The following is a 19,668-nucleotide window of genomic DNA, read 5'->3' as shown; positions in this document are numbered from 1 at the left end:
TAGCCCATTGCAAGCTAAACCGCGCCGTTGTCGCAAAATCCCCGATGTCGTCCAGTGGTGCCGATGGGACAGATGAGGTTTAACTGTCAGCAAATGGTCAGCGTCAACGCCTGGCGACTGGGAAGGGAGCCCGCCATGCGGGAGCTGGATGGCCTGGAACGCTTCGTCGCGGCGCAAGACGCCGGCGGGACGTATCACCGCGCGGTCACGGAGCTGCGCGAGGGCCGTAAGACCAGCCATTGAATGTGGTTCGTGTTTCCGCAGATCGCCGGACTGGGACGGAGCCCGACGTCGGAGAAGTACGCGATCAGCTCGCTGTCAGAGGCGAGGGCCTACCTTCGGCATCCGGTGCTCGGGCCCCGGCTCCTAGAGTGCGCCAGCATCCTCGCGGGACTGCAGGACCGCAGCGCGCGCGAGGTCTTCGGTGAGGTTGACGCGCGCAAACTGCACTCGTCGATGACGCTGTTTATCAGGGCGGCGCCGGATGAGGCCGCCTTCGCACAGGTGCTGGAGCGCTATTTCGAGGGCGTGCCTGACCCCGCCACCGACCAGCGTCTCTAGCACGACTCTGAACGGCGACGCGGTGGCGCTACCGAAACAGCCGGGCATCCGATGAGTGAAGACCGGGCGGCGGGCAACCCCGCCGCCCGGTTGTCAATGATGAGCGGTCTGGCTACAGCTCGACGCTGTCGACCGTGGTTCCGGCGCCAGCCGACCAGCGAGCCGAGGACCAACGAGCCGATGACCAGCGAGCCGATGACCAGCGAGCTGAGGACCAGCGAGCCGATGACCAGCGAGCCGAGGACCAACGAGCGGACGAGTAACGCATTTTCCCTCCAAGGAAATTGTCAGGCGTCAGAGAGACGCCTACCGGACGGTGCTAGCCCATTGCCGATCAGGTGATCGACGGGTGATTTTCTTGCCCCGCCAGCTGAAGCCGCAGAGCACCTCTACTGCTTCAGCCAACGTTGCCACCGCCACGACTTCTACCCGGCCGCCGAGCACCCGACGCGCATCGTCAACGTCGGCTCCCGACTCCGCCGGCACTACAAAGCGACGCACGTCCGGATGTGCTCGGACAGCACGCGCCTTGAACTCAATCGCCCCGACGCCGCCGACCCGGCCAGTCATGTCGACCGTTCCGGTCGCGACCACGGTGCCACCGACCGCCAGCCGGCCACCGGTGAAGGCGTCCACGACGCTCAGCGCGCAGGCGAGCCCCAGAGAGGGGCCACGCAGATCATCGGGCAGGCTGAACCGGGCATCGAGGCTGTGGCGCAGCACCCGATCAGCCGTGACCACCCGCATCCCCCACGCGCCGTCCGAATGCCGGGTGAGTGACACCTTCGACAGGGCGCCCGGCTGGTCGGCTTCAGGTCCAAGCAACACGGTCAGCATGGCCGAGTCCAGACCGGCCAGCGCAGCTCTCAGGTGCACCGCCGTCTCCACAGTCTTGCCGTTCACTGCGATAATGACGTCCTCGCAGCGCAGGCCGACCGTGTCGTCCCGGATCGCCTCGATGATCGCGCCGCGGCCTAGTTCGCGGACCGGCTCGCCGAGCATCGCGGCCGCGGCCGCGGTCGCTGACTCCAGTGACCACGTCGAGTCTTCGAGCCCGGCCGCCTCGAAGTCATCGACCGAACGTCCGCCGGTGAGCCGGGAACGAGCCACGACCGCGGCCTGTGGGTCGACAAGGTGGCTCAGCAATTCCCAGGTCGAGGGCCGCAACTCGGCCCGGTAGGACACCGCGCACACCGCGCCGGCAGGCGTGGGCCGCTCATGCCCGGGCGTCTGCAGGCGAGCTCCGTTCATCGGGATGAGCTCGTAGTCGGGTCGCACCGCCGCCACCGGCAGCCAGCCGCGGCGACGCGCGGGAGCCGGCGCGCGCATGGGGGTGGGCAAGTTCCAGGCAGCCTGCCCCGCGTCGAACCTCACTGAACGCCACCTGTCTGTGAGCCGTTTGCCATGGAATCGACACCAGCCAGCCGCGCCTGCGGGCGACGGCTGTGGATGAGGGCACTGCTTGTGACCACGTTGGCCGCCTCGCTTTCTGACATCGCGCTGACTGAGGTGTTCGAATTCGCTTGGTAGCCGAAGGCGGTGGCCAAGAACGGCCACGTGCGTCCTGCTGGGTTGAGGGGTCGGCCTGCCCTGGCCGTCTTCTCCGGCATCATGCCAGACCCGACGAACAAAACTTACACTGAAACCACACCTCGCGAAAGCCCTTTTAACATAGGGGTATTCCGAATTTTAGGTCACCATCAGTAACTTAACGACTACAAAACATCGCCGCGTTAAAAAGGTGTAACGCGCGGTTGGGCAGGCACTACGGAGGGTAGCGAAAGGCGCGGCCGAAGGGCTGCGGCGCGCGCACGCCACATCGGCCAAACCGTAGGCGAACCGTCTGTTCGATAACGCGAACCAACCTCCAGCGGGGCCTACAGGCGTGTGACGGCCCCGGTGAGCGACCCGGCTAGCAGTTGACCCTCAGCTACCTCCCGGCGTCGAGCGCCCGGGTGATCTCCGATGTGGGCGAGGCTCGCGGGCGCCTGACATGCTGGTGAGATGAACGCCGCCGGCTCGCGATGGTCGTCAAAGTCACACAACAGCCTGCTGTCCATCGGCTCACGAGACTCGGTGCTGTCCATCGGCTCACGAGGCTCGGTGCTGTCTATCGGCAGCGTCGGGTCCTTCGCCTCCATCGGCTGTGCCGGCTCGGCGCTGTCGATCTTCTCCGTCGGCTCCTGGATGTCAGCGGGCTCGGCGCTGTCCTCGCTGTCGCGCTGGTCACTGCTATCGCACCTGTCCCACCGAGGGGTGCTCTCCGCGCCGGCGGCTTCCAGCGCCCTGCTGGGAACGCCGGACTCGCCGCGCCCCCGGACGGACCGGTCAGCCGCCCAGCGACCGAGTCGCGAGTAGCCGCCAGCGGCGAGCGTCCGAACCGTCGATGTGCCACAGCGACAGCCGGTCGAAACGAACCGAGAGCGGAAGCTCCAACGCCACGCTCGGGACCAGCCGTCGCTTGTCGGCCAGCGGCAGCTGGGAGTACTGCAGGCTCAGGTGCGGCATGTGATCGGACTGGCCCGGCAGCCTCAACGCTCTCGCCGCGGCCTGGGCTGCCTGCCGCAGGGCCGCGGTCGCGACGGCGGCGAGGTAGAGCGAGCGATGCCAGGCCGGCTCGCAGCGGACCTCGTCGAACTCGACTCCCAGCGCCGGCAGCGTGTCGGCCACCCGCCCGAGACCGTTCACCGCGGCGCCGACCTCCTGCTCCAGCGGCCCCAGCAGCGTCACATGCGCAGGAAAGGCGGCCGTGCCGTGCGCCGCCGCCAGCCGCGCTATCACCGCGTCGAGCTCAGTGGCGGCCTGCCGCTCCGGCTGCAGCCACACAGCCAGCGTCCGCCTCGTCATGGGCCCATTCTGCTCGGGACTGGCAAGCGCCCTGCAGAACGACGAAGACCGGCCCCCTCGGGGACCGGTCTTCGATCTGTCAAATGGCCTGGACTGGCCCGAGCGGGTTCCTAGTCGGAGGAACCCGCGGACGCGGCGGTCGCCGACTGGAGATCGCCCAGCCGTTCCGACTCGTCCAAGATCTCGGCGTCCAGTTCACGCAGCTTGGGCGCGTACTCGCGGCCGTGATGAGCGCAGAACAACAGCTCATTGCCGGCCGGCAGGGTGACGCGCACGTAGGCCTGCGCGCCACACCGGTCGCAACGATCGACTGCGGTCAACGGCTCGACGGTCAAGGTGCTTGTCACTGGTCCCTCGTTTTCTGCGACGGTTCTCGCGGTCGGTCTCAGACTGGGGCCTCTGATGCTCTGAGACTTATCGTGTCTGCTCAGTACATACAACCAGCTCAGGCGCGCCGTAATCCCGGGAGTAACCCAATCGAGGCTTATTACGCGCGTAGCGAACTGGCGAACCTCACCTATCCGGCCCGCGGCGCCAGGGCCGCAGCCCCCCGGTGAGCGCTCACAGGCGGCCCATCAAGTACTCCCGCCGGGATTCCAGCACCTCCAGTGAGGCCGAGGCGGAGGCCGGTCCGGGCACCGCGGCTCTGATCTGGGCGTGCAGGGCCGCATGCGGGACACCGGTCCGAGCCGCCAGCACCGACACCAGCCGGTTGACCTCCCGGCGCAGATCAGCGGCTGCCCGCCAGCTGCCGACGGCCGCGCCGGCCGGCTCGGCGGGCTGCTCCGGCTGCTGGTCGGCCTCGACGCGTCGGGACTGGGTGGCCCGCTTGCGCAACTCGCCGTCACGCTGAGCCAACAGCGCCGCGGTCTGCTCAGGGGACAGCAAACCGGGCAGGCCCAGAAAGTCCTCCTCGCCGTCCACCGCGGGCGGGCCCGCATCAGGGGTGACGGCCCGGCCGCCGTGCAGCACGTGGGCGAACTGCGCCTCGGCCTCCAGTGCCTGCCACTCCTGCAGCAAGGCTGACTCGGCCTGCTCGGGCTGCTCCTCGGTCAGCTCGTCCGCCAGTTCGAGCGAGTCGGAGGGCCCGGCCGGCGGCGGCAGCACGTGATTGCGCTCGTCCTCAAGCTCCGCGGCCAGCGCCAGCAGCGGCCGCACCGCCGGCAGGAACACCGTCGCGGACTCATGCCGGCCCCGGGAGCGGACCACCCGGCCCACCGCCTGAGCGAAGAACAGCGGCGTGCGGTAGCTGGTCAGCCAGGCCAGGCAGGCCGCGCGGGGCACGTCGACGCCCTCGGAGACCATCCGGACGCACACCGCGATCCGCGGCCCGCCGGCGCCGAACTCGGCGATCTTGGAGCTGGCTTTCGGGTCGTCGGAGAGGATCAGGTACGGCTTCTCACCGGTCACCCGCTGCACGATCGAGGCGTACGCGCGGGCGTCCTCCTGATCTGAGGCCAGCACCAACCCGGCGGCGTCGGGCATGCCAGACCGGCGCAGCTGGGTGAGCCGCTCGTCCATCGCCGCTATCACGTGCGGCACCCAGTCCCCCTTGGGGTCCAACGCGGTGCGCCAGGCGGCCTGCTCAGTGGACTTGGTGCCGGCGTCGGTCAGTGAGGCCGCGATCACCTCACCAGCCGAGTTGCGCCAGCGCGACACCCCCGTATAGGCGGCGAAGACCACCGGCCGCACCACGTGGTCACGCAGCGCGTCGGCGTAGCCGTAGCTGAAGTCCGCGGTCGAGACCAGGCCGCCCTGCCCGTCGGGCTCATAGCGCACGAACGGGATCCGCTCGCCGATCCGGGTCCGGAACGGAGTTCCGGTCAGGCACACCCGGCGGCCGGCGTCGGCGAAGGCGTGCTCTACCGCCTCGCCCCAGGACAGCCCGTCGCCGGCGTGGTGGATCTCGTCCAGGATGACCAGGCTGCGCCGGGTCGTGGCCCGGGCCGCGTGCAGGGTCGGTTTGCCGGCCACCTGGGCGTAGGTCGTGACATAACCGTGCAGGTCGCTGGGAACCGGGCCCACCGAGTTGCCGAGATTGGGCGCCAGGGCGATCCCGAACCGTTCGGCGGCCTCAGCCCACTGCGAGCGCAGGTGGTCGGTGGGAGCGACCACGATCAGCCGGTCGATCACCCGGCGGCTAAACAGCCCCACCGCCAGGCTGAGGGCGAACGTCGTCTTGCCCGCCCCGGGGGTGGCGGTGAGCAGGAAGTCCTTGCGCGGCTCGGTCTCGTACTTGGCCAGCGCCTCGCGTTGCCACACGCGCAGGCGGGTGCCGGTCGGGCGGCGTTCTGGCACTCGACGCCGCCCCCTTCTGCCGCTCGCGTTGGTCCGGCGCCGATCCTATGAGGGTCCGCGCCTGCTCGGCCCAGGCTAACCGCAGGTCCACCGGCCGACGGCGACCAACCCGCGCCGATGTGAGATTGACGGACTGACGGGGCTCATCGGGGCTGATCAGGGGGTTGATCGGGGGCTGCGAGATAGCGATGTCATCACGTTGTCTGCCCTGGCGGCGTGTCACAGTCTTGCCCGGGCGGCGTGGCTGTGCAGACTAGGAACTCGTGATGAGCCAGCGCAGTATGAGAAGGCTGGCGCTCCGAACCGTGTCCCGAGCCTGGAACGACCGGGTGCTCGGGCTGTCAGCCGAAGCCGCCTTCTGGCAGCTGCTGTCGTTGCCGTCGCTGTTCCTGGGATTGCTGGCCGCGCTGGGGTACTTCTCCGAATGGGCCGGGGAGGGCACCGTCGACCGAGTGCAGCAGAACCTGCTGATCACTTTCTCCCGGGCATTCAGCGACGAGGTGGTCGCGGAGCTGATCGCGCCGGTGGTGCAACAGGTCCTGCGCGAGGGCCGGGCCGACGTCATCTCGGTCGGCTTCGTGTTAGCCCTGTGGGCTGGTTCTTCGGCGACCGCCACCTTCGTCAACACCATCACCATCGCCTACGGGATGCGGGACCTACGCGGCGCGGTGCGCAGCAGATTGCTGGCGCTGGGCATCTACCTCGGCTCGATCGTGGTGGGCGTGATCGTGCTGCCCGCCCTGGTGCTGGGACCGGCGCTGTTGCCGGAGCTGTTTCCTGAAGGAGCCCGTGAGACAGCGGACCGGGTGATCGGCGACGCCTACTGGCCGGTCGTACTGTTGCTGCTGCTGATCGGCCTCACCAGCCTCTACCACCTCGCGCCACCGCGGCGGCTGCCGTGGCGACGGGGCCTGCCCGGCGCTCTGGTGGCCATGGTGATCTTCCTGGCCGGGTCATGGGGCCTGCGCTTCTACATCAGCTTCATCGTGGCCCAGAATCACGCTTACGGAACGCTGGCCGCCCCGATCGCCGCGCTGCTGTTCTTCTTCCTGCTGGCGCTGGGCGTGCTGCTGGGCGCCGAGCTCAACGCCGAGATCGAGCAGCGATCGCCGACCACCACGGCCAAGGCGCGCCTCACCGGTCGGGGTTGGAAGCGCTACACCCCGAGTTCGGACACCGCCCGGGCCGGGGACGTGGCAGAGGCCACGTCGGCTCCGGCAGCGGACCCTTCCGCGGCGACGCCCGGGCCGGCTCCCGCGTCAGCGTCCGGGTCGGCTGCTGCGTCAGGGCCGGCGGCGACACCTGGGCCTGCGTCAGCGTCCGGGCCGACGGCGGCACCCGGGCCTGCGTCGGCGTCCCGGCCTGCTTCAGGGCCGGCCGCGACCCAGCCTGCTCAGGCCGACCCGCCGCCGGGTAGCGACTCGTAGATCTCCTTGCAGCGCGAGCAGACCGGCGAGCCAGGCTTCGCGGCCCTGGTGACTGGAAAGACCTCGCCGCACAACGCCTCGACCATGGTGCCGAGGACCGCGCTCTCGGCGACCTTGTTCTTGCGGACGTAGTGGAAGACCTGGTCACGCTGGTCGGCGTCGGAGGTCTTCGGGGCGTCCAGAGTCTGGGTAGTCACGCCTCGATTGTGCCACCGCCGCCCCGGCGGTGAGCTCAGATGTCGATGACTCGCGGCTCGGCCGGTTGCCGGCCATCGTCCGTGGACGGCGTCGAGTCGCCGGAAGTGAGCTGACGCTGGGCCTGCTCCCCCACCCCGACGAACCGGCGGAATCGGAGCTCCTGCTTGGGGGGGCGGTCGTTGGCGATCAGCACCGCCGACCAGGGCAGCACCAGCGCCGCGGCCACGAAGCCGGCGCCGAGCCAGCCGGAGATGGAGAAGGTGCTGGCGGCGCCGATGATGCACACCGCGCGCAGCGTCATCATCAGCAGGTATCGCTTGCGACGGTGATCGAACTCGTCATCGGCGTTGATCGGCGCCTCGGTGATGAGGATCGGCCGGTCGGCGGGGTCTCTGGACGGGCGCACATAACCATGGTGCCACCGCACCCCGATGATCGGGGTGAGATACAGATCGCTCTGCGGCACGATGATGCTCGTGCTCACAACGATGATCGTCCTGCCGAACGGCCAGTCGGGCTCCGCCGCGAACTGGTGGCCGCGCCGCGAGCTCGCGCCACCGCAGCCGGCCGGCTTGGTGACCGCACAGCCCGGCGCCGGCTTGGCCCAGGCCGGCCGTGGGGTGCGAGCGGCATGAGCGTGCGACCCCTCTTCCCAGCGGCCGTCCTGGACCAGCTCGGCGAGGTCGTTCGGGAGCGGTTCGGCTCGGTCGCGGTGAGCGAGGTGCTGGGCTTGCCGGGCGAGGCGGCGCTGTCGCGTGGTGATCTCAGTGGCGCTGACCGGTTGACCAGGCGGGGATCGGAGACCGAGACGTTGATCCGGTTGTTCCTGCTCGGGTTGCCCGCCTCCCGCGCCGCCGCCGAGGCCGCGCTGCGTCCGCTGCCGCTGGCCGAAGCCGAGGCAGCCGGGCTGGTCGAGGAGGTGGCGGGTCAGATCCGGGCGACGTTGGACCTACGGGTCTACTCCGAGACCGGTGGGCCGGACTGGTGGGTGGTCTCAGACCTTGGGGCCGAGGTCCGGCCAGGCCCGTTGCACCCCGAGCACGTGCTCGGCATCGGCTCGGCGGGCTTGACGCTGGCCGAGGCCACCGTGCGCGGCCCGGTGCGTCGCGCGCTGGACGTCGGCACTGGCTGCGGCATGCAGGCGCTGCACCTGTCCGAGCACAGCGCCACGGTGACCGCGACCGATCTCAGCGCCCGAGCGTTGCGGATGGCTGCCACCACGGCGGCGTTGAACGCCAAGCGGTGGGACCTGCGGCAGGGTTCGTTGCTGGAGCCGGTCGGACAAGAGCAGTTCGACCTGATCGTGTCGAACCCGCCGTTCATCGTCGGGCCCGGCTTCCAACCGGGGGCAGGCGGTTTTCGCTATCGCGACAGCGGCCTGCCCGGCGACTCGGTGTGCGCTGAGCTGGTGCGCGGGCTGCCGGGCCGGCTGACCGAAGGCGGCACCGGGCAACTGCTGGCGAACTGGATCATCGACGGGTCTCAGAGCTGGCAGGAGCGGGTCACCGGCTGGTTGCCGGCCACCGGGTGTCAGGCCTGGGTCTGGCAGCGGGAGGTGGCCGAACCCGGTGAGTACGTGGCGCTGTGGTTGCGCGACGCCGGTGAGCAGCCCGGCTCCCCCGGCTGGCAGCGACGCTATGACCAGTGGCTGGACTGGTTCGCCGCGAACGGGGTGGCCGGCATCGGCATGGGCCTGATCAGCATGCGACGCACCGCCGAGCAGAGTTCGCAGGTGGTGTGCCAAGACGTTCCACAGGCCCACGAGCACCCGATCGGCTTCGCTGTCGAGGACTGGTTCAGACGTGGCGCCTGGCTGCGTGCCAGATCCACCCAGTGCCTGCTGGACTCCCGGCTGATCACCGCCCCCGGCCTGGTGCGCTCGACCCACTCGCTGATCAGCGCCGAGGGCTGGCAGCCTGCGCTGACGCAGCTACGCCAGCCCGGCGGCCTGCGCTGGGAGCTGGAGGTCGACGACGCAGTCGCGGCGTTGGTGGCCGCCTGCACCGGTGAGCCCAAGTTGGGGGTGGTGCTCAGCGTGTTGGCGGCCGCCGTGTCGGCCGGCGTGGACGAGGTGACCACCGCCCTGACTCCTGTCGTACGCGATTTGATCGAACGCGGTTTGCTCGTACCCGTTGATCTCGCGTCCGAGAGTGGCGCAGGCGGTGTTCGGTGAAAGCCGTCCTGCAACGGGTCTCACACGCCTCGGTGTCGGTCGCTGGCGAGGTCCGCGGTGAGATCGGGGCGGGCCTGCTGGTGCTGGTCGGAGTCACACACACCGACACCGAGCAGGACGCGCGCTGGCTGGCCGGCAAGGTCGCGGGTCTACGGGTGCTGCGCGACGGCGACCGGGACGAGAGCTCGGCTGCCTCGATCGGCGCGCCGGCGCTGGTGATCAGCCAGTTCACGCTGTATGCCGACACCAGCTCCGGGCGCCGGCCCAGCTGGCAGGCCGCCGCGCCGGCCGATCAGGCCGAGCCGCTTGTCACCGCTTTCTGCGCCGAGCTGCGGGCGCTCGGGCTGCCAGTGGCGACCGGGGAGTTCGGCGCGACGATGGCCGTGCGCAGCGTCAACGACGGGCCGCTGACCATCCTGCTCCAGACGCCTGACCGGCGCTGACGCCGGCGCGCCATCACCACCCTCCGCAGCGCGTCGAGTGACCCCTATCGCCGGCCGCTGGCGCCCGGTACTTCTGGCTTGCCCCGATCGGCGAGGGGAACGGGCTCAGGAGCCCAATCCGGGAACAATCACGGCTACGAACCGTTGTAGAGATCGGGAGAGAAAACCCCCATCAGTGGACGGGACCCCAACGTGACGCAGCCAGCCACCAAGATCACTTCGCAGTCGACTACCAAGACAACCCCATCCAAGCGCCGCAACGCGGCTTCGCACACCCTTCCGGGCCATCGCGCGCCCCGCACTGCCACACCTACACCTGACGCCCCGGCCGAGCTGGATGAGTCTGCGGCGCCCGAGGCGCTTGTAGACGAGATCGTTCTGGACGAGGTCAATCCGGTCGAGGCGACCGCTGACCTGGACGAGGTGGTTCAGGCCGCCGACCTGGTCCGCTCCTACCTGAACGAGATCGGCAAGGTCTCGCTGCTGACGGCCGTCGAAGAGGTGGAGCTGTCCAAGCGGATCGAGGCCGGCCTGTACGCGGCGCACCTGGTGAGCACCACCAAGCGCCTGGCCGTGCCGCGCCGCCGCGAACTGCAGGCACTGGCCGCCGACGGCGAGACCGCCAAAGACCTGCTGTTGCGCGCGAACCTGCGACTGGTGGTGTCGTTGGCCAAGCGCTACACCGGCCGGGGAATGCCGTTCCTGGACCTGATCCAGGAGGGCAACCTGGGACTGATCCGCGCTGTTGAGAAGTTCGATTACACCAAGGGATTCAAGTTCTCCACTTATGCCACGTGGTGGATCCGGCAGGCCATCAGCAGGGCGATGGCCGATCAGTCGCGGACGATCCGTCTGCCTGTGCACCTCGTTGAGCAGATCAACAAGATGCAGCGGATGCGCCGTGAGCTGGGACAGAACCTGGGCCGTGACGCCACCGACGCCGAGCTTGCCAGCGAGCTGGACATCAGCGTCGAGCGGCTGCACGAGCTCATCGATCACGCTCGGGACCTGGTCAGCCTGGATCAGACGGTCGGCACCGACGAGGACTCAGCGCTCGGGGACTTCATCGCCGACAGCGAGGCCACCAAGCCGACTGAGGCCGTCGAATTCGACCTGATGCGCCGCCAGCTCGCCTCGATCCTGGACTCCCTGGAGCCGCGGGAGGCTGCTGTCGTCCGGCTGCGCTACGGCCTGGCCGACGGAAACCCGCACACCCTGGATGACATCGCGAAGAAGTTCAGCCTGTCCCGCGAGCGGATCCGGCAGATCGAGCGCGAGACGATGGCCAAGCTGCGCCACCCCTCACGCGCCCAGTCGCTTCGGGACTACCTCGAGGCCTGATCCTCTAGTTCACCCTGATCCTTCATTTCCACCTGATCTGATCCGAGTCACCCTTGGGCCGGCTTGGATCACGCTCAGACAGCGCCAGCCCGCCCGGCGTCTCGTTCATCTCGAGGCGCCGGGCGGTGACGTTTCGGCTGGGCGCCTGTCTTCAGCTCCTGCGCCGCACGAGCGGCCCCACCCGCGGCGGCCCGGCGGGGTCGGTGAAAGCGGAGCTTGCCCCCTCTCTACGGTGAGCGAGTGGACCCTGTCACAGCGTTGCGCCGGATAGCGTTCCTGCTGGAGCGCAGTCACGCCCCGACCTATCGGGTGCGGGCGTTCCGGCGGGCCGCCGAGGTCGCGTTGACCAACGCCGAGCAGTTGGAGGACCGGTTGCGGGCAGGCAGCCTGGCCGAGCTGGCCGGCATCGGGCAGGTGACGGCCGGGGTGATCACCGAGGCAGCCGCGGGCCGAGTGCCGGAGTATCTGGCCAAGCTGGAGGAGCGGGAAGGGCCGCTGGTCGACCTGGACCCTGCCGGGCAGCGGCTGCTGGAGGCGCTGCGCGGTGACCTGCACAGCCACTCAGACTGGAGCGATGGAGGCAGCCCGATCGAGGAGATGGCCATCACGGCCATCGAGCTGGGGCACCAGTACCTGGCGCTGACCGACCACTCCCCCAGGCTGACGGTCGCCAACGGCCTGACTGCCGAGCGGCTCGTCAGCCAGCTGGAGATCCTGCGGTCGCTGGCGCCCCGGCTCGCCCCCTTCCGGCTGCTGAGCGGTATCGAGGTCGACATCCTCGACGACGGCAGCCTGGACCAGAGCGCTGACCTGCTGGAGCGGCTGGACGTGGTGGTGGCCTCGGTCCACTCGAAGCTGCGGATGGACTCGGCGGCGATGACCCGCCGGATGGTGACGGCCATCCAGAATCGGCACACCGACATCCTCGGGCACTGCACCGGCCGGTTGCTGGGGGCCAAGCCCCGGCCGCAGAGCACCTTCGACGCCGCCGTGGTGTTCGCGGCGTGCGCCGAGCACGGCGTGGCGGTGGAGATCAACAGCCGGCCCGAGCGGTTGGACCCGCCCCGGGAACTGCTTCGGCAGGCTGTCGAAGCCGGCTGCCTGTTCAGCATCGACACCGACGGGCACGCGCCCGGCCAGCTGGACTGGCAGCCCTACGGATGCGCCCGGGCCGCCGAATGCGAGGTGCCGCCCGACCGGGTGATCAACACCTGGCCGGTGGACAAGCTGCTGGAGTGGGCCAACCGGGACCGGTAGCGCGCCGGTTGCCACGCCAGGACGGCCGGGTGACTGGTCAGCCGGTTTCGACCGGCCGATCCGGATCGGTGATCCACTCGCTCCACGAGCCGGGGTACAGCACCGCCTCGATGCCGGCCAGCCGCATCGCCAGCACGGTGTGAGCCGCCGTGACGCCGGAGCCGCAGTACACCCCGACCGGCGCGTCCTGGTTGGCCGCGCCCGCCGCCTGGAAGCGCTGGCGCAACTCAGGCTCAGGCAGGAAATGCCCTGAGGGCCCCACGTTGGCGGTGGTGGGCAGGTTGACCGCGCCCGGGATGTGACCGGCGACCGGGTCGATCGGCTCCACCTCGCCGCGGAACCGCTCGGCCGCCCGGACGTCGAACAACCGGCCGGCGCCGGCCCAGGACGCGGCCGTGTCGGCATCGAGCGTCGGCAGGCTGCCCGGCTCGACGCTGACCGTGCCCGCGGCCGGTGGCATCGGTCCGGCCTCGACCGGATGACCGCCGCCGAGCCAGGCGTCGAATCCGCCGTCAAGCACTCGGACCTGTCCCAACCCGGCCCAGCGCAACACCCACCAGGCCCTGGCCGCGGCCACCGAGTTGCCCTGGTCATAGACCACGATCTCAGACTGCGGCTCGACACCCCAGGCTCGTAGCCTGGCCTCCAGCCGCTGCGGGTCGGGCAAGGGGTGCCGGCCTGCGGCTCCCGGCGGGTCGGCCAGGTCGGCGTCGAGGTCGCACCAGTGGGCCCCCGGCAGATGACTGGTCAGATAGAGCGGATACTGGGAGGGGCCGGCCACCTGCCAGCGGACATCGAGCAGGACCAGACCGGCTCGTCGTCCGATGTCGGCCGCCAGCTCATCGACGCTGATGAGGGCGCGTTGGGAATGAGGGGTCATGCCGACGGTTCTAACATGGACATCGACTACCGGATGCGGCGGCGCACGCACGACGGTCCGGCACGGGAGCTCTGGGGAAGGGGTCGGCAAGTGAATCACCACCACAGCGACTTGATCGACACCACCGAGATGTACCTGCGCACTATCTATGAGTTGGAAGAAGAGGGCGTCACGCCGCTTCGGGCCCGGATCGCCGAGCGGTTGAGCCAATCGGGGCCGACGGTCAGCCAGACGGTCGCCAGGATGGAGCGCGACGGCCTGCTGCAGGTCGAGAGCGACCGCCACCTGTTGCTCACCGACCGCGGTCGGCATCTGGCGGTGTCGGTGATGCGCAAGCATCGGTTGGCCGAACGGCTGCTGCACGACGTCATCGGACTGGAATGGGATCAGCTGCACGTCGAGGCGTGCCGCTGGGAGCACGTGATGAGCGACGCCGTGGAGCGTCGGATCGTGGCGATGCTCGAGGGTCCGTTGATCTGCCCGCACGGCAACCCGATTCCCGGGCTCGAGGACCTCGGCCTGCCCACCGATGACGCGGTGTGGGCGACGCTGGCGACGCTGGCCGCCTCGGTGACAACTGATGAGGTGACGGTCCGGATCGAGCGGATCAGCGAGCTGCTGCAGCCGAACGTCGAGCTGATGCGTCAGCTGTCGGAGTCCGGGGTGACTCCCGGGCTGTCGGTCGCGGTGACCAGAGTGCCCGACGGCCTGCACGTGGCCGGCGCTCCGGACAGCGAGCTGGTGCTGGACGAGGTGGCGCGGCACATCTTCGTGACGGTGCCGGCCTGAGGGCTGAGCTGCGCCGCTCAACTGGAGCGGCCCTGGCGCAAGGCCGGCACGGTGCGAGGGTCAAGGCCCCGTTGCGCCGCGGTCGCCAGCAGCAGGGCGGCTGAGTAACCGGGCTGGGACTCCAGCACCCGTTCGGCGGCCATCATCGCCAGCGTCGCGTTGCCCGCCCGCCATTGCGACCAGCCGAAGAGAAACAGCGGCGCGGCGTCGTAGGGCGGGGGCAACCTGGTGTGCAGCTCGGTCATCAACCGGCCGGCTGAGGCAGAGCCCTCGTCGATGGCCAGCCAGAGCGCGTCCCGCACGGCCGGATCGGTCAACGCCACCGCGTGGGCGACCAGTTGCTCGCTGGTCAGCTCAGCCAGCGGTTGGGCCATGGCCGCCAGCAGCGCGCTCACCTGAGCCCAACGCCGGTCGGCTGCCGGCTCGGGCGTGGCGTCGGCTTGGCTCCGCCGGGCCTGGCTGCGTTCGGCTTCGGCCAGCAGCGGCCGCAACCTCGATCGCTGCTCGGCGTCGCGACCGGCCAGGGTGGCGGCCATAGCCTGCCGGTCGGGCAGCGCCACCAGCCCGGCGAAGGTCGCCTGGGCAGCGGCTGCCGAGCTGCCGAGCCTCCGCTCTCGCCCGGCGCCGGGGCAGCAGTCGAGCTGCTGGCAACACAGCGACCACCAGCGACGCTCGGTGGCCACCAGCACGTCGAGGACGTCGATGCCTGCCTCTGCCATCGCCAGCGACAACAGGTCGCGACAGGCCAGCAGCTCGCCGGACTCCCGTGGGTCGCCCCGCACCGAGTCGGTCACCAGCACGGCGGCCATCGCCTGGGAGTCCGCGCGTCGCAGCACATCGCTCAACGGCCGCAGGGCCCCGACGTCCAGGCCGGCAGTCGGCGGCTCGGGCAGGTCGAGCCGGACAGTCACCTGGACCTGCTGCGGCTCGGAGCCGTCAGCGGCGTCGGCCAGACCGATCAACACCAGGCTCTCGCGCGGATGGAAACCCAGGAGGTAAGGAATCGTCTCGATCAACTCGCCGGGGTCACCGACTCGGATACGGGGAAGGGCGCAGGAGGTCATACCCGCGAGCCTGCCGCTCATCTCCGGCCTGACCAGCTCGGAACGCGAGGTTGTGGACAACCCCGGCCAGGGCCGTCCACAGCCCCCTGGCGGAAAGCCGGCCGGCTTGAGCGGCGCCTTCTGGGCGGGGCTCTGCGCGCCGGCAGGTCAGCCGCAGCCGCCCGCGTGCCCGGCGTCCCCGCCCGGCCTGACCAGCTCGTCGGGCTCCCTCGCGGCCTCCACGCGGTCCTCCTGCTCGACCGGCGCCGCTTCGACGCTGGCCGGCGACTCGACGGCCGCGGGGGTGGCGCGCACCGCCGCCGCGAAGTTCGCCAGCCGGTCCAAGCCCCAGAACCGGTCCCGGCCGAGGGTGAAGAACGGGACTCCGAACACCCCGTCGCGGTCCAGCGCGAGCAGCGCCTCCAGCGCCTCCTGGCGCAGTTCGGGGTCATCGGCCGCGCAGGCGTGCGCCTGGGGGTCAAGGCCCAGCTCGGCGGCGATCTCCCCCATCGTGGCCGGATCGCTGATGTCGCGGCCCTGCTCCCAACGCGCCCGGTACGCCGCGTCGACGAACGGCCGGCCGGCGCCGCACCGGCGGGCCCGCAGGAAGGCCAGGTGCGCGACCTCCCACCGGGGCGCCCGGTCGATCGGCCAGCTGATCGCCAGCCCCCGCTCCTGGGCCAGCCGCCGGACGTCCTGCAGGATGTACATCGCCTTGGCGCGGGACATGTCCACGTAGTGGAAACGACCGCCGGCCTCGGTCAGAGTCCGCCGCCAGCTTTCGTCGGGCTCCCAGAACGGCTCCCAGCGGGCCCGCTCGGCGACGTCGGGATAGCGGGCCAGCAGGTCGCGGTAGGCCAGCCAGGAGTACGGGCTGCGCAGCGAGAAGTAGAAGACCGGCTCACGGGGGGCTCGGCTCATATGATGATCCCGCCGTCGACGCAGAACACCTGCCCGGTCACGTAGCCGGCCTTCGGCGAGACCAGGAAACCGACCAACTCGGCGACCTCCGCGGCGGTGCCCATCCGGCCCAGCGGGATCTGCTCGAGGTTGCGGGCCCGGACCTTCTCCGGCAGCCCCGCGGTCATGTCCGTCTCGATGAAGCCGGGGGCCACCACGTTGGCGCGGATCCCGTGCCGGCCGACTTCTCGGGCGATCGAGCGGGTCATCCCGATGATGCCGGCCTTGGCGGCGGCGTAGTTGACCTGAGTCGCGTTGCCGGACAGGCCGATGACCGAGGACAGCGTGACGATCGAGCCTGCGCGCCGCTTCATCATCGGAAAGATCACCGCCCGGCAGAGGTGGTACGTGCCGTCGAGGTTGGTGGAGCGCACCTCGGTCCAGTCCTCGGCCGAGGCCAGCACCAGCGGGGTGTCGCGGATGATGCCGGCGCAGGCGACCGCCGTCGCGATCGGTCCCAGCTCCCGCTCGGTCTGCTTCACCGCGCGCCCGACCGCGTCGGCCTCGCGCACGTCGACCTGCAGGGACAGCGTGCGCGCGCCGGCCAGGGCCGCCTCCTTGGCGACCTCCTCGGCGGCGTCGGGCCGCTGGTGGTAGGTGAACGCGACGTCGTAGCCGTCCTGGGCCAGTCGGAGGACCACGGCCCGGCCGATGCCTCTGGAACCCCCGGTGACCAGCGCGACGGGGCGGCTGCCGTTGTCCTCCACTCGTACTCCTCTCCCTGACCTCAGGACCCGGTCGCGGCGGCGGCGCGCAGCGCGCCTGCCTCGCGGAAGGCGATGGTGACGGCGTCGACCTCGAGCACCGTCCGGCCGGCGACCTCGGCGGCGCCGCTCAGCACGGCCGCGTTGTCCAACAGCTTCACCGGCCAGGCCCGGTGCACCAGCTGCGAGCCGGGGCGCACGGGCGCGCCGAACCGCAAGCCGCTGATGCCGCCGAACAACGCCACCTGCCCGGTCAACACGTCGGGGTTGGGCGCGTCCAGGCAGACGAGCAGGGCAGCGGCCTGGCACCAGGACTCAACCAGCAGAGTCGGCGGGTAACCGTGGTCGGCGCTGTCCTCTCCCAGGCCGGCGTAGCACGGCTCGTTGACGGTGACCGTCTTGAGCGCGACCACCGACTCACCGAGGACCGCCGTCAGCACCGAGTCGACCAGCAGCATCGGGAACCGGTGCGGCAGCAGGCGCTTGACTCCGGCGGTGTCCAACGCTCCACGGCCGGGCGCGGGAAGCGCGGGCCCGCCAAGGCCGGCGTCGGAGCCGCCGGCGTCGGCGTCGGCGGCGCTGCCGTACCGCAGCCGGACCACGGCGGCCTTCTGCCGGCCGGAGACGCCGGGGCGCTCGGCGAACACCTGCGCCCGGCACCGCCAGCCGCCCTCGACGGCCTCCGCGAGGACCTCGGTGCGCACGGTGTCACCGGGCAGCACCGGGCCGATGAAGCGGGTCGACTCGATCTCACGCAGCTCGGCGGTGGGGTCCCCGACCGCGGCCAGCGCGGTCCGGTGCGCGCACTCCACCAGGCAGACACCCGGCAGGATCGGAAAGCCGGGATAGTGCCCGGCCAGCAGCGGCTCAGCGGGGTCCAGCAGAAAGACGGAGTCCGCGCGGCCGGCAGCCTGGCACTCGACCACGACCGGCGCGGCGAGCGGGGTCGCCCGGGGCCAGACCGGTGAGCTCACGTGCGCTCCTTCCACTCCGGATTCCGGCCATCCTAGGACCCAAACTGAAAATCTGCGGCACTTTCAGACCGCCTGGTAACTTACCCACCGTCGGAAGGACAGGTGGTGGGCAAGTGACTACGCAGCGGTCCGGCCCAGGTCGGTTCGGCGATCTCCGCGAGGTCGTCCGGATCGTGCCGGTGGCCCAGGTCATCAGCCAAGCGGTGGTCGGCGCCTGGCGGATCTACCACCCGAAACGGCGGCCACCGCGGCACACGCCCGCCTCCTTGGGGCTCTCGGCAGAGCGGGTCTGGGTCCACGGCGCCGACGGCGTCCGGCTGGCCTGCTGGTTCGTGCCGCGGGCCGGCGCCCGGAACGTGGTGGTCCTCGGTCACGGCATGGCCCGCGACAGCGGGATGGTGATGCCGCTGGTCAAGGTGCTGCACGAGGCCGGCTATCACGTGGCCACCTTCGACATGCGCAACCACGGAGAGAGCGGGGACGGCGACTGGTGGCGCGGGCAGTCGCCGCGCTACGCGATCGACTTCCACCACGTGGTGCGGCATCTGATGCAGCGGCCCGAGCTGGCCGGGGCCAAGATCGCCTGCGTCGGGTTCTCGATGGGCGCCTGGACGGCCCTGGCGGTCGCCAACCTGGAGCCGGAGACCGTGCGCGCGGTGGTCTGCGACAGCGGCCCGACTCTCGACATCAAGGCCACCATCCGGCGGATGTACGCGGCCGGCCGGTCTCGGCTGCCGGTCGAGCACCGCGGCCCGATCCTGTTCCGGATCGGCAGACAGGCCTTCACCCTGGCCTCGCTGGCGTTCCTGCGGCCGGAGGCATGGCCGCAGGAGTTCGCCGACCACTCGATCGAGCTGCTGTTCATCGCCGGCGCCGAGGACCCCGTGGTCCGGCCCGACGACGTGCGCGACCAACTGCGCTGGTATCCCAAAGCGGAGCTCTGGATGGTGCCGCGGGCCAACCACGTCACCGCGCTGGTGGTGGCCTCGGAGGAGTACGGGCGGCGCGTGCTGGGGCTGCTGGAGAAGGCATTCGGGCCGCCACCGGTCGAAGCGGTCGGCGCGTGAGGTCCTACCTGTTCCTGGAGAGCCGTTCGGACCTGGACAGCCCGGACGTGCCGGCTGCCCTGGCGCTGGCCGGCCAGCTGCGCGGCGAGGGCCACCCGGTGGCGGTCTTCCTGGTGCAGAACGCGGTGACCATGGTGGGCCGGACCGCGGCTCTGGACGCGCTGCACGAGGCCGGGGTGCAGGTCTGGGCCGATGACCACTCGCTGGCCGTCCGCGGCCTGCCCGAGCCGGCCGGCGAGGTGCGCCTGGGCGGGGCGCCGGACATGGTCAGGCTGCTGATGGCGCCGGACGTGGTCCCGGTCTGGCACTGATGGCCGCTCGCTCACTGTTCCTGGGGCTGATCGGCGCTCCGTACGAGTCCGACCAGCTGACCACCGCGCTGCGCATCGCCGACGAGGCGGTCCGGCAGCAGCACCGGGTCACGGTGTGGACCTGCGGCTACGCCACCGCGCTGACCACCGCCGCCCTGGGCCCCACCCGGCCGCGAAACGCCAACGACTGGGATGTGCGGTACCCCTCGACCGCCGCGCTGGCGAGCGGGCTGCTGGACTGGGCCGGCGACTCGCTGGACTGGCTGGTCTGCCGCTACTGCGCCGAGGAGCGCGGCACCCTCGACCAGATGCCGGGGGTCCGGGTCCGCCCGCCCTATGAGTTCATGCGGCGGGCGGTCGCCGCCGACACGAGCCTGGTCTTCGGGGTGAAGTGA

The 19,668-nt window shown here is 70.5% G+C and carries 25 protein-coding genes; 14 read left to right on the top strand and 11 right to left on the bottom strand.

Translation table 11 applies throughout. The features are described from left to right. Positions 1-135: 135 nt before the first annotated feature. The 3 genes from VGB75_16250 (at position 136) to VGB75_16240 (ending at position 824) form a co-directional block, all read left to right on the top strand. Positions 136-243, top strand: a complete 108-nt coding sequence (locus VGB75_16250; GenBank protein ID HEY0168597.1) for a DUF1810 family protein — start codon at positions 136-138, stop codon at positions 241-243. A 9-nt stretch (positions 244-252) separates the two neighbouring features. Continuing rightward, positions 253-561 carry a DUF1810 family protein gene (locus tag VGB75_16245; protein ID HEY0168596.1) on the top strand — a complete coding sequence of 103 codons (309 nt, stop codon included), beginning with the start codon at positions 253-255 and terminating at the stop codon, positions 559-561. A 134-nt stretch (positions 562-695) separates the two neighbouring features. After that, positions 696-824, top strand: a complete 129-nt coding sequence (locus VGB75_16240) for a hypothetical protein (protein ID HEY0168595.1) — start codon at positions 696-698, stop codon at positions 822-824. A gap of 43 nt (positions 825-867) precedes the next feature. On the opposite strand, the gene VGB75_16235 is transcribed toward VGB75_16240, so the two are convergent. Continuing rightward, the gene (locus tag VGB75_16235; GenBank protein HEY0168594.1) at positions 868-1,935 is read right to left on the bottom strand and encodes a S16 family serine protease; all 1,068 of its coding nucleotides are present in this window, start codon (positions 1,933-1,935) and stop codon (positions 868-870) included. A gap of 630 nt (positions 1,936-2,565) precedes the next feature. Here VGB75_16235 and VGB75_16230 point away from each other — a divergent pair. Then, positions 2,566-2,919, top strand: a complete 354-nt coding sequence (locus VGB75_16230) for a hypothetical protein (protein ID HEY0168593.1) — start codon at positions 2,566-2,568, stop codon at positions 2,917-2,919. Here the strand turns inward: VGB75_16230 and VGB75_16225 are convergent. The 3 genes from VGB75_16225 to VGB75_16215 form a co-directional block, all read right to left on the bottom strand. Next, positions 2,890-3,408 carry a 2'-5' RNA ligase family protein gene (locus tag VGB75_16225; protein HEY0168592.1) on the bottom strand — a complete coding sequence of 173 codons (519 nt, stop codon included), beginning with the start codon at positions 3,406-3,408 and terminating at the stop codon, positions 2,890-2,892. The genes VGB75_16230 and VGB75_16225 overlap by 30 nt on opposite strands. A gap of 110 nt (positions 3,409-3,518) precedes the next feature. After that, entirely contained in the window at positions 3,519-3,755 is a 237-nt protein-coding gene (locus tag VGB75_16220; protein HEY0168591.1) for a hypothetical protein, read from the bottom strand. A gap of 214 nt (positions 3,756-3,969) precedes the next feature. Further along, complete coding sequence (locus VGB75_16215) at positions 3,970-5,706, bottom strand: DEAD/DEAH box helicase family protein (GenBank protein HEY0168590.1); 1,737 nt, start codon at positions 5,704-5,706, stop codon at positions 3,970-3,972. Between the two features lie 266 nt (positions 5,707-5,972). Between VGB75_16215 and VGB75_16210 the strand changes: the two genes are divergently transcribed. Continuing rightward, complete coding sequence (locus VGB75_16210) at positions 5,973-7,133, top strand: YihY/virulence factor BrkB family protein (GenBank protein HEY0168589.1); 1,161 nt, start codon at positions 5,973-5,975, stop codon at positions 7,131-7,133. On the opposite strand, the gene VGB75_16205 is transcribed toward VGB75_16210, so the two are convergent. Then, positions 7,100-7,330 carry a DUF3039 domain-containing protein gene (locus VGB75_16205; protein ID HEY0168588.1) on the bottom strand — a complete coding sequence of 77 codons (231 nt, stop codon included), beginning with the start codon at positions 7,328-7,330 and terminating at the stop codon, positions 7,100-7,102. The two genes, VGB75_16210 and VGB75_16205, sit on opposite strands and share 34 nt — an antisense overlap. 35 nt (positions 7,331-7,365) lie before the next feature. Then, positions 7,366-7,815, bottom strand: a complete 450-nt coding sequence (locus VGB75_16200; GenBank protein HEY0168587.1) for a DUF3099 domain-containing protein — start codon at positions 7,813-7,815, stop codon at positions 7,366-7,368. Between VGB75_16200 and VGB75_16195 the strand changes: the two genes are divergently transcribed. From VGB75_16195 to VGB75_16175, 5 genes are all read left to right on the top strand, one after another. Further along, the gene (locus tag VGB75_16195; GenBank protein HEY0168586.1) at positions 7,808-7,966 is read left to right on the top strand and encodes a hypothetical protein; all 159 of its coding nucleotides are present in this window, start codon (positions 7,808-7,810) and stop codon (positions 7,964-7,966) included. The genes VGB75_16200 and VGB75_16195 overlap by 8 nt on opposite strands. Next, positions 7,963-9,504, top strand: coding sequence for a class I SAM-dependent methyltransferase (locus VGB75_16190; protein ID HEY0168585.1), 1,542 nt, complete (start codon positions 7,963-7,965; stop codon positions 9,502-9,504). The genes VGB75_16195 and VGB75_16190 overlap by 4 nt, the downstream gene beginning before the upstream one ends. Then, positions 9,501-9,947, top strand: coding sequence for a D-aminoacyl-tRNA deacylase (gene dtd / locus VGB75_16185; protein ID HEY0168584.1), 447 nt, complete (start codon positions 9,501-9,503; stop codon positions 9,945-9,947). Before VGB75_16190 ends, dtd begins: the two co-directional genes overlap by 4 nt. A gap of 192 nt (positions 9,948-10,139) precedes the next feature. Beyond that, positions 10,140-11,288 (top strand): RNA polymerase sigma factor SigB, encoded by a 1,149-nt coding sequence (gene sigB, locus VGB75_16180; GenBank protein HEY0168583.1) that lies wholly within the window; start codon positions 10,140-10,142, stop codon positions 11,286-11,288. Between the two features lie 240 nt (positions 11,289-11,528). Continuing rightward, positions 11,529-12,545, top strand: coding sequence for a PHP domain-containing protein (locus VGB75_16175; protein ID HEY0168582.1), 1,017 nt, complete (start codon positions 11,529-11,531; stop codon positions 12,543-12,545). A 37-nt stretch (positions 12,546-12,582) separates the two neighbouring features. Here VGB75_16175 and VGB75_16170 read toward each other — a convergent pair whose 3' ends face one another. Next, complete coding sequence (locus VGB75_16170) at positions 12,583-13,425, bottom strand: sulfurtransferase (GenBank protein HEY0168581.1); 843 nt, start codon at positions 13,423-13,425, stop codon at positions 12,583-12,585. Positions 13,426-13,515: 90 nt separating this feature from the next. Between VGB75_16170 and VGB75_16165 the strand changes: the two genes are divergently transcribed. Further along, entirely contained in the window at positions 13,516-14,214 is a 699-nt protein-coding gene (locus tag VGB75_16165; GenBank protein HEY0168580.1) for a metal-dependent transcriptional regulator, read from the top strand. A gap of 17 nt (positions 14,215-14,231) precedes the next feature. On the opposite strand, the gene VGB75_16160 is transcribed toward VGB75_16165, so the two are convergent. From VGB75_16160 to VGB75_16145, 4 genes are all read right to left on the bottom strand, one after another. After that, the gene (locus VGB75_16160; protein ID HEY0168579.1) at positions 14,232-15,278 is read right to left on the bottom strand and encodes a DUF4192 domain-containing protein; all 1,047 of its coding nucleotides are present in this window, start codon (positions 15,276-15,278) and stop codon (positions 14,232-14,234) included. A 147-nt stretch (positions 15,279-15,425) separates the two neighbouring features. Further along, a complete protein-coding gene (locus VGB75_16155; protein ID HEY0168578.1) occupies positions 15,426-16,178 on the bottom strand; it encodes a DsbA family protein in 753 nt (250 codons plus the stop codon). Beyond that, positions 16,175-16,924 carry a 3-oxoacyl-ACP reductase FabG gene (gene fabG / locus VGB75_16150; protein ID HEY0168577.1) on the bottom strand — a complete coding sequence of 250 codons (750 nt, stop codon included), beginning with the start codon at positions 16,922-16,924 and terminating at the stop codon, positions 16,175-16,177. Before fabG ends, VGB75_16155 begins: the two co-directional genes overlap by 4 nt. A 20-nt stretch (positions 16,925-16,944) precedes the next feature. Then, the gene (locus VGB75_16145) at positions 16,945-17,895 is read right to left on the bottom strand and encodes a hypothetical protein (protein ID HEY0168576.1); all 951 of its coding nucleotides are present in this window, start codon (positions 17,893-17,895) and stop codon (positions 16,945-16,947) included. A 113-nt stretch (positions 17,896-18,008) separates the two neighbouring features. Between VGB75_16145 and VGB75_16140 the strand changes: the two genes are divergently transcribed. The 3 genes from VGB75_16140 to VGB75_16130 are packed head-to-tail and all read left to right on the top strand — an operon-like array spanning position 18,009 to position 19,668. Then, a complete protein-coding gene (locus VGB75_16140) occupies positions 18,009-18,962 on the top strand; it encodes an alpha/beta fold hydrolase (protein HEY0168575.1) in 954 nt (317 codons plus the stop codon). Then, on the top strand, positions 18,959-19,273 hold the full coding sequence (locus tag VGB75_16135) for a DsrE family protein (protein ID HEY0168574.1): 315 nt from the start codon (positions 18,959-18,961) through the stop codon (positions 19,271-19,273). The genes VGB75_16140 and VGB75_16135 overlap by 4 nt, the downstream gene beginning before the upstream one ends. Then, positions 19,273-19,668 (top strand): hypothetical protein, encoded by a 396-nt coding sequence (locus VGB75_16130; GenBank protein ID HEY0168573.1) that lies wholly within the window; start codon positions 19,273-19,275, stop codon positions 19,666-19,668. The genes VGB75_16135 and VGB75_16130 overlap by 1 nt, the downstream gene beginning before the upstream one ends.

The organism is Jatrophihabitans sp. (assembly GCA_036399055.1).
Lineage (GTDB): Bacteria > Actinomycetota > Actinomycetes > Mycobacteriales > Jatrophihabitantaceae > Jatrophihabitans_A.
This window is presented reverse-complemented; position numbering and strand designations above follow the sequence as displayed.

What these genes read in the sequence shown, in the direction of transcription:
- VGB75_16250 (HEY0168597.1), top strand. Translation starts at nt 136, where the DNA reads ATGCGGGAGCTGGATGGCCTGGAACGCTTCGTCGCGGCGCAAGACGCC.
- VGB75_16230 (HEY0168593.1), top strand. Translation starts at nt 2,566, where the DNA reads ATGAACGCCGCCGGCTCGCGATGGTCGTCAAAGTCACACAACAGCCTG.
- VGB75_16225 (HEY0168592.1), bottom strand. Translation starts at nt 3,408, where the DNA reads ATGACGAGGCGGACGCTGGCTGTGTGGCTGCAGCCGGAGCGGCAGGCC.
- VGB75_16210 (HEY0168589.1), top strand. Translation starts at nt 5,973, where the DNA reads ATGAGCCAGCGCAGTATGAGAAGGCTGGCGCTCCGAACCGTGTCCCGA.
- VGB75_16190 (HEY0168585.1), top strand. Translation starts at nt 7,963, where the DNA reads ATGAGCGTGCGACCCCTCTTCCCAGCGGCCGTCCTGGACCAGCTCGGC.
- VGB75_16170 (HEY0168581.1), bottom strand. Translation starts at nt 13,425, where the DNA reads ATGACCCCTCATTCCCAACGCGCCCTCATCAGCGTCGATGAGCTGGCG.
- VGB75_16160 (HEY0168579.1), bottom strand. Translation starts at nt 15,278, where the DNA reads ATGACCTCCTGCGCCCTTCCCCGTATCCGAGTCGGTGACCCCGGCGAG.
- VGB75_16155 (HEY0168578.1), bottom strand. Translation starts at nt 16,178, where the DNA reads ATGAGCCGAGCCCCCCGTGAGCCGGTCTTCTACTTCTCGCTGCGCAGC.
- VGB75_16130 (HEY0168573.1), top strand. Translation starts at nt 19,273, where the DNA reads ATGGCCGCTCGCTCACTGTTCCTGGGGCTGATCGGCGCTCCGTACGAG.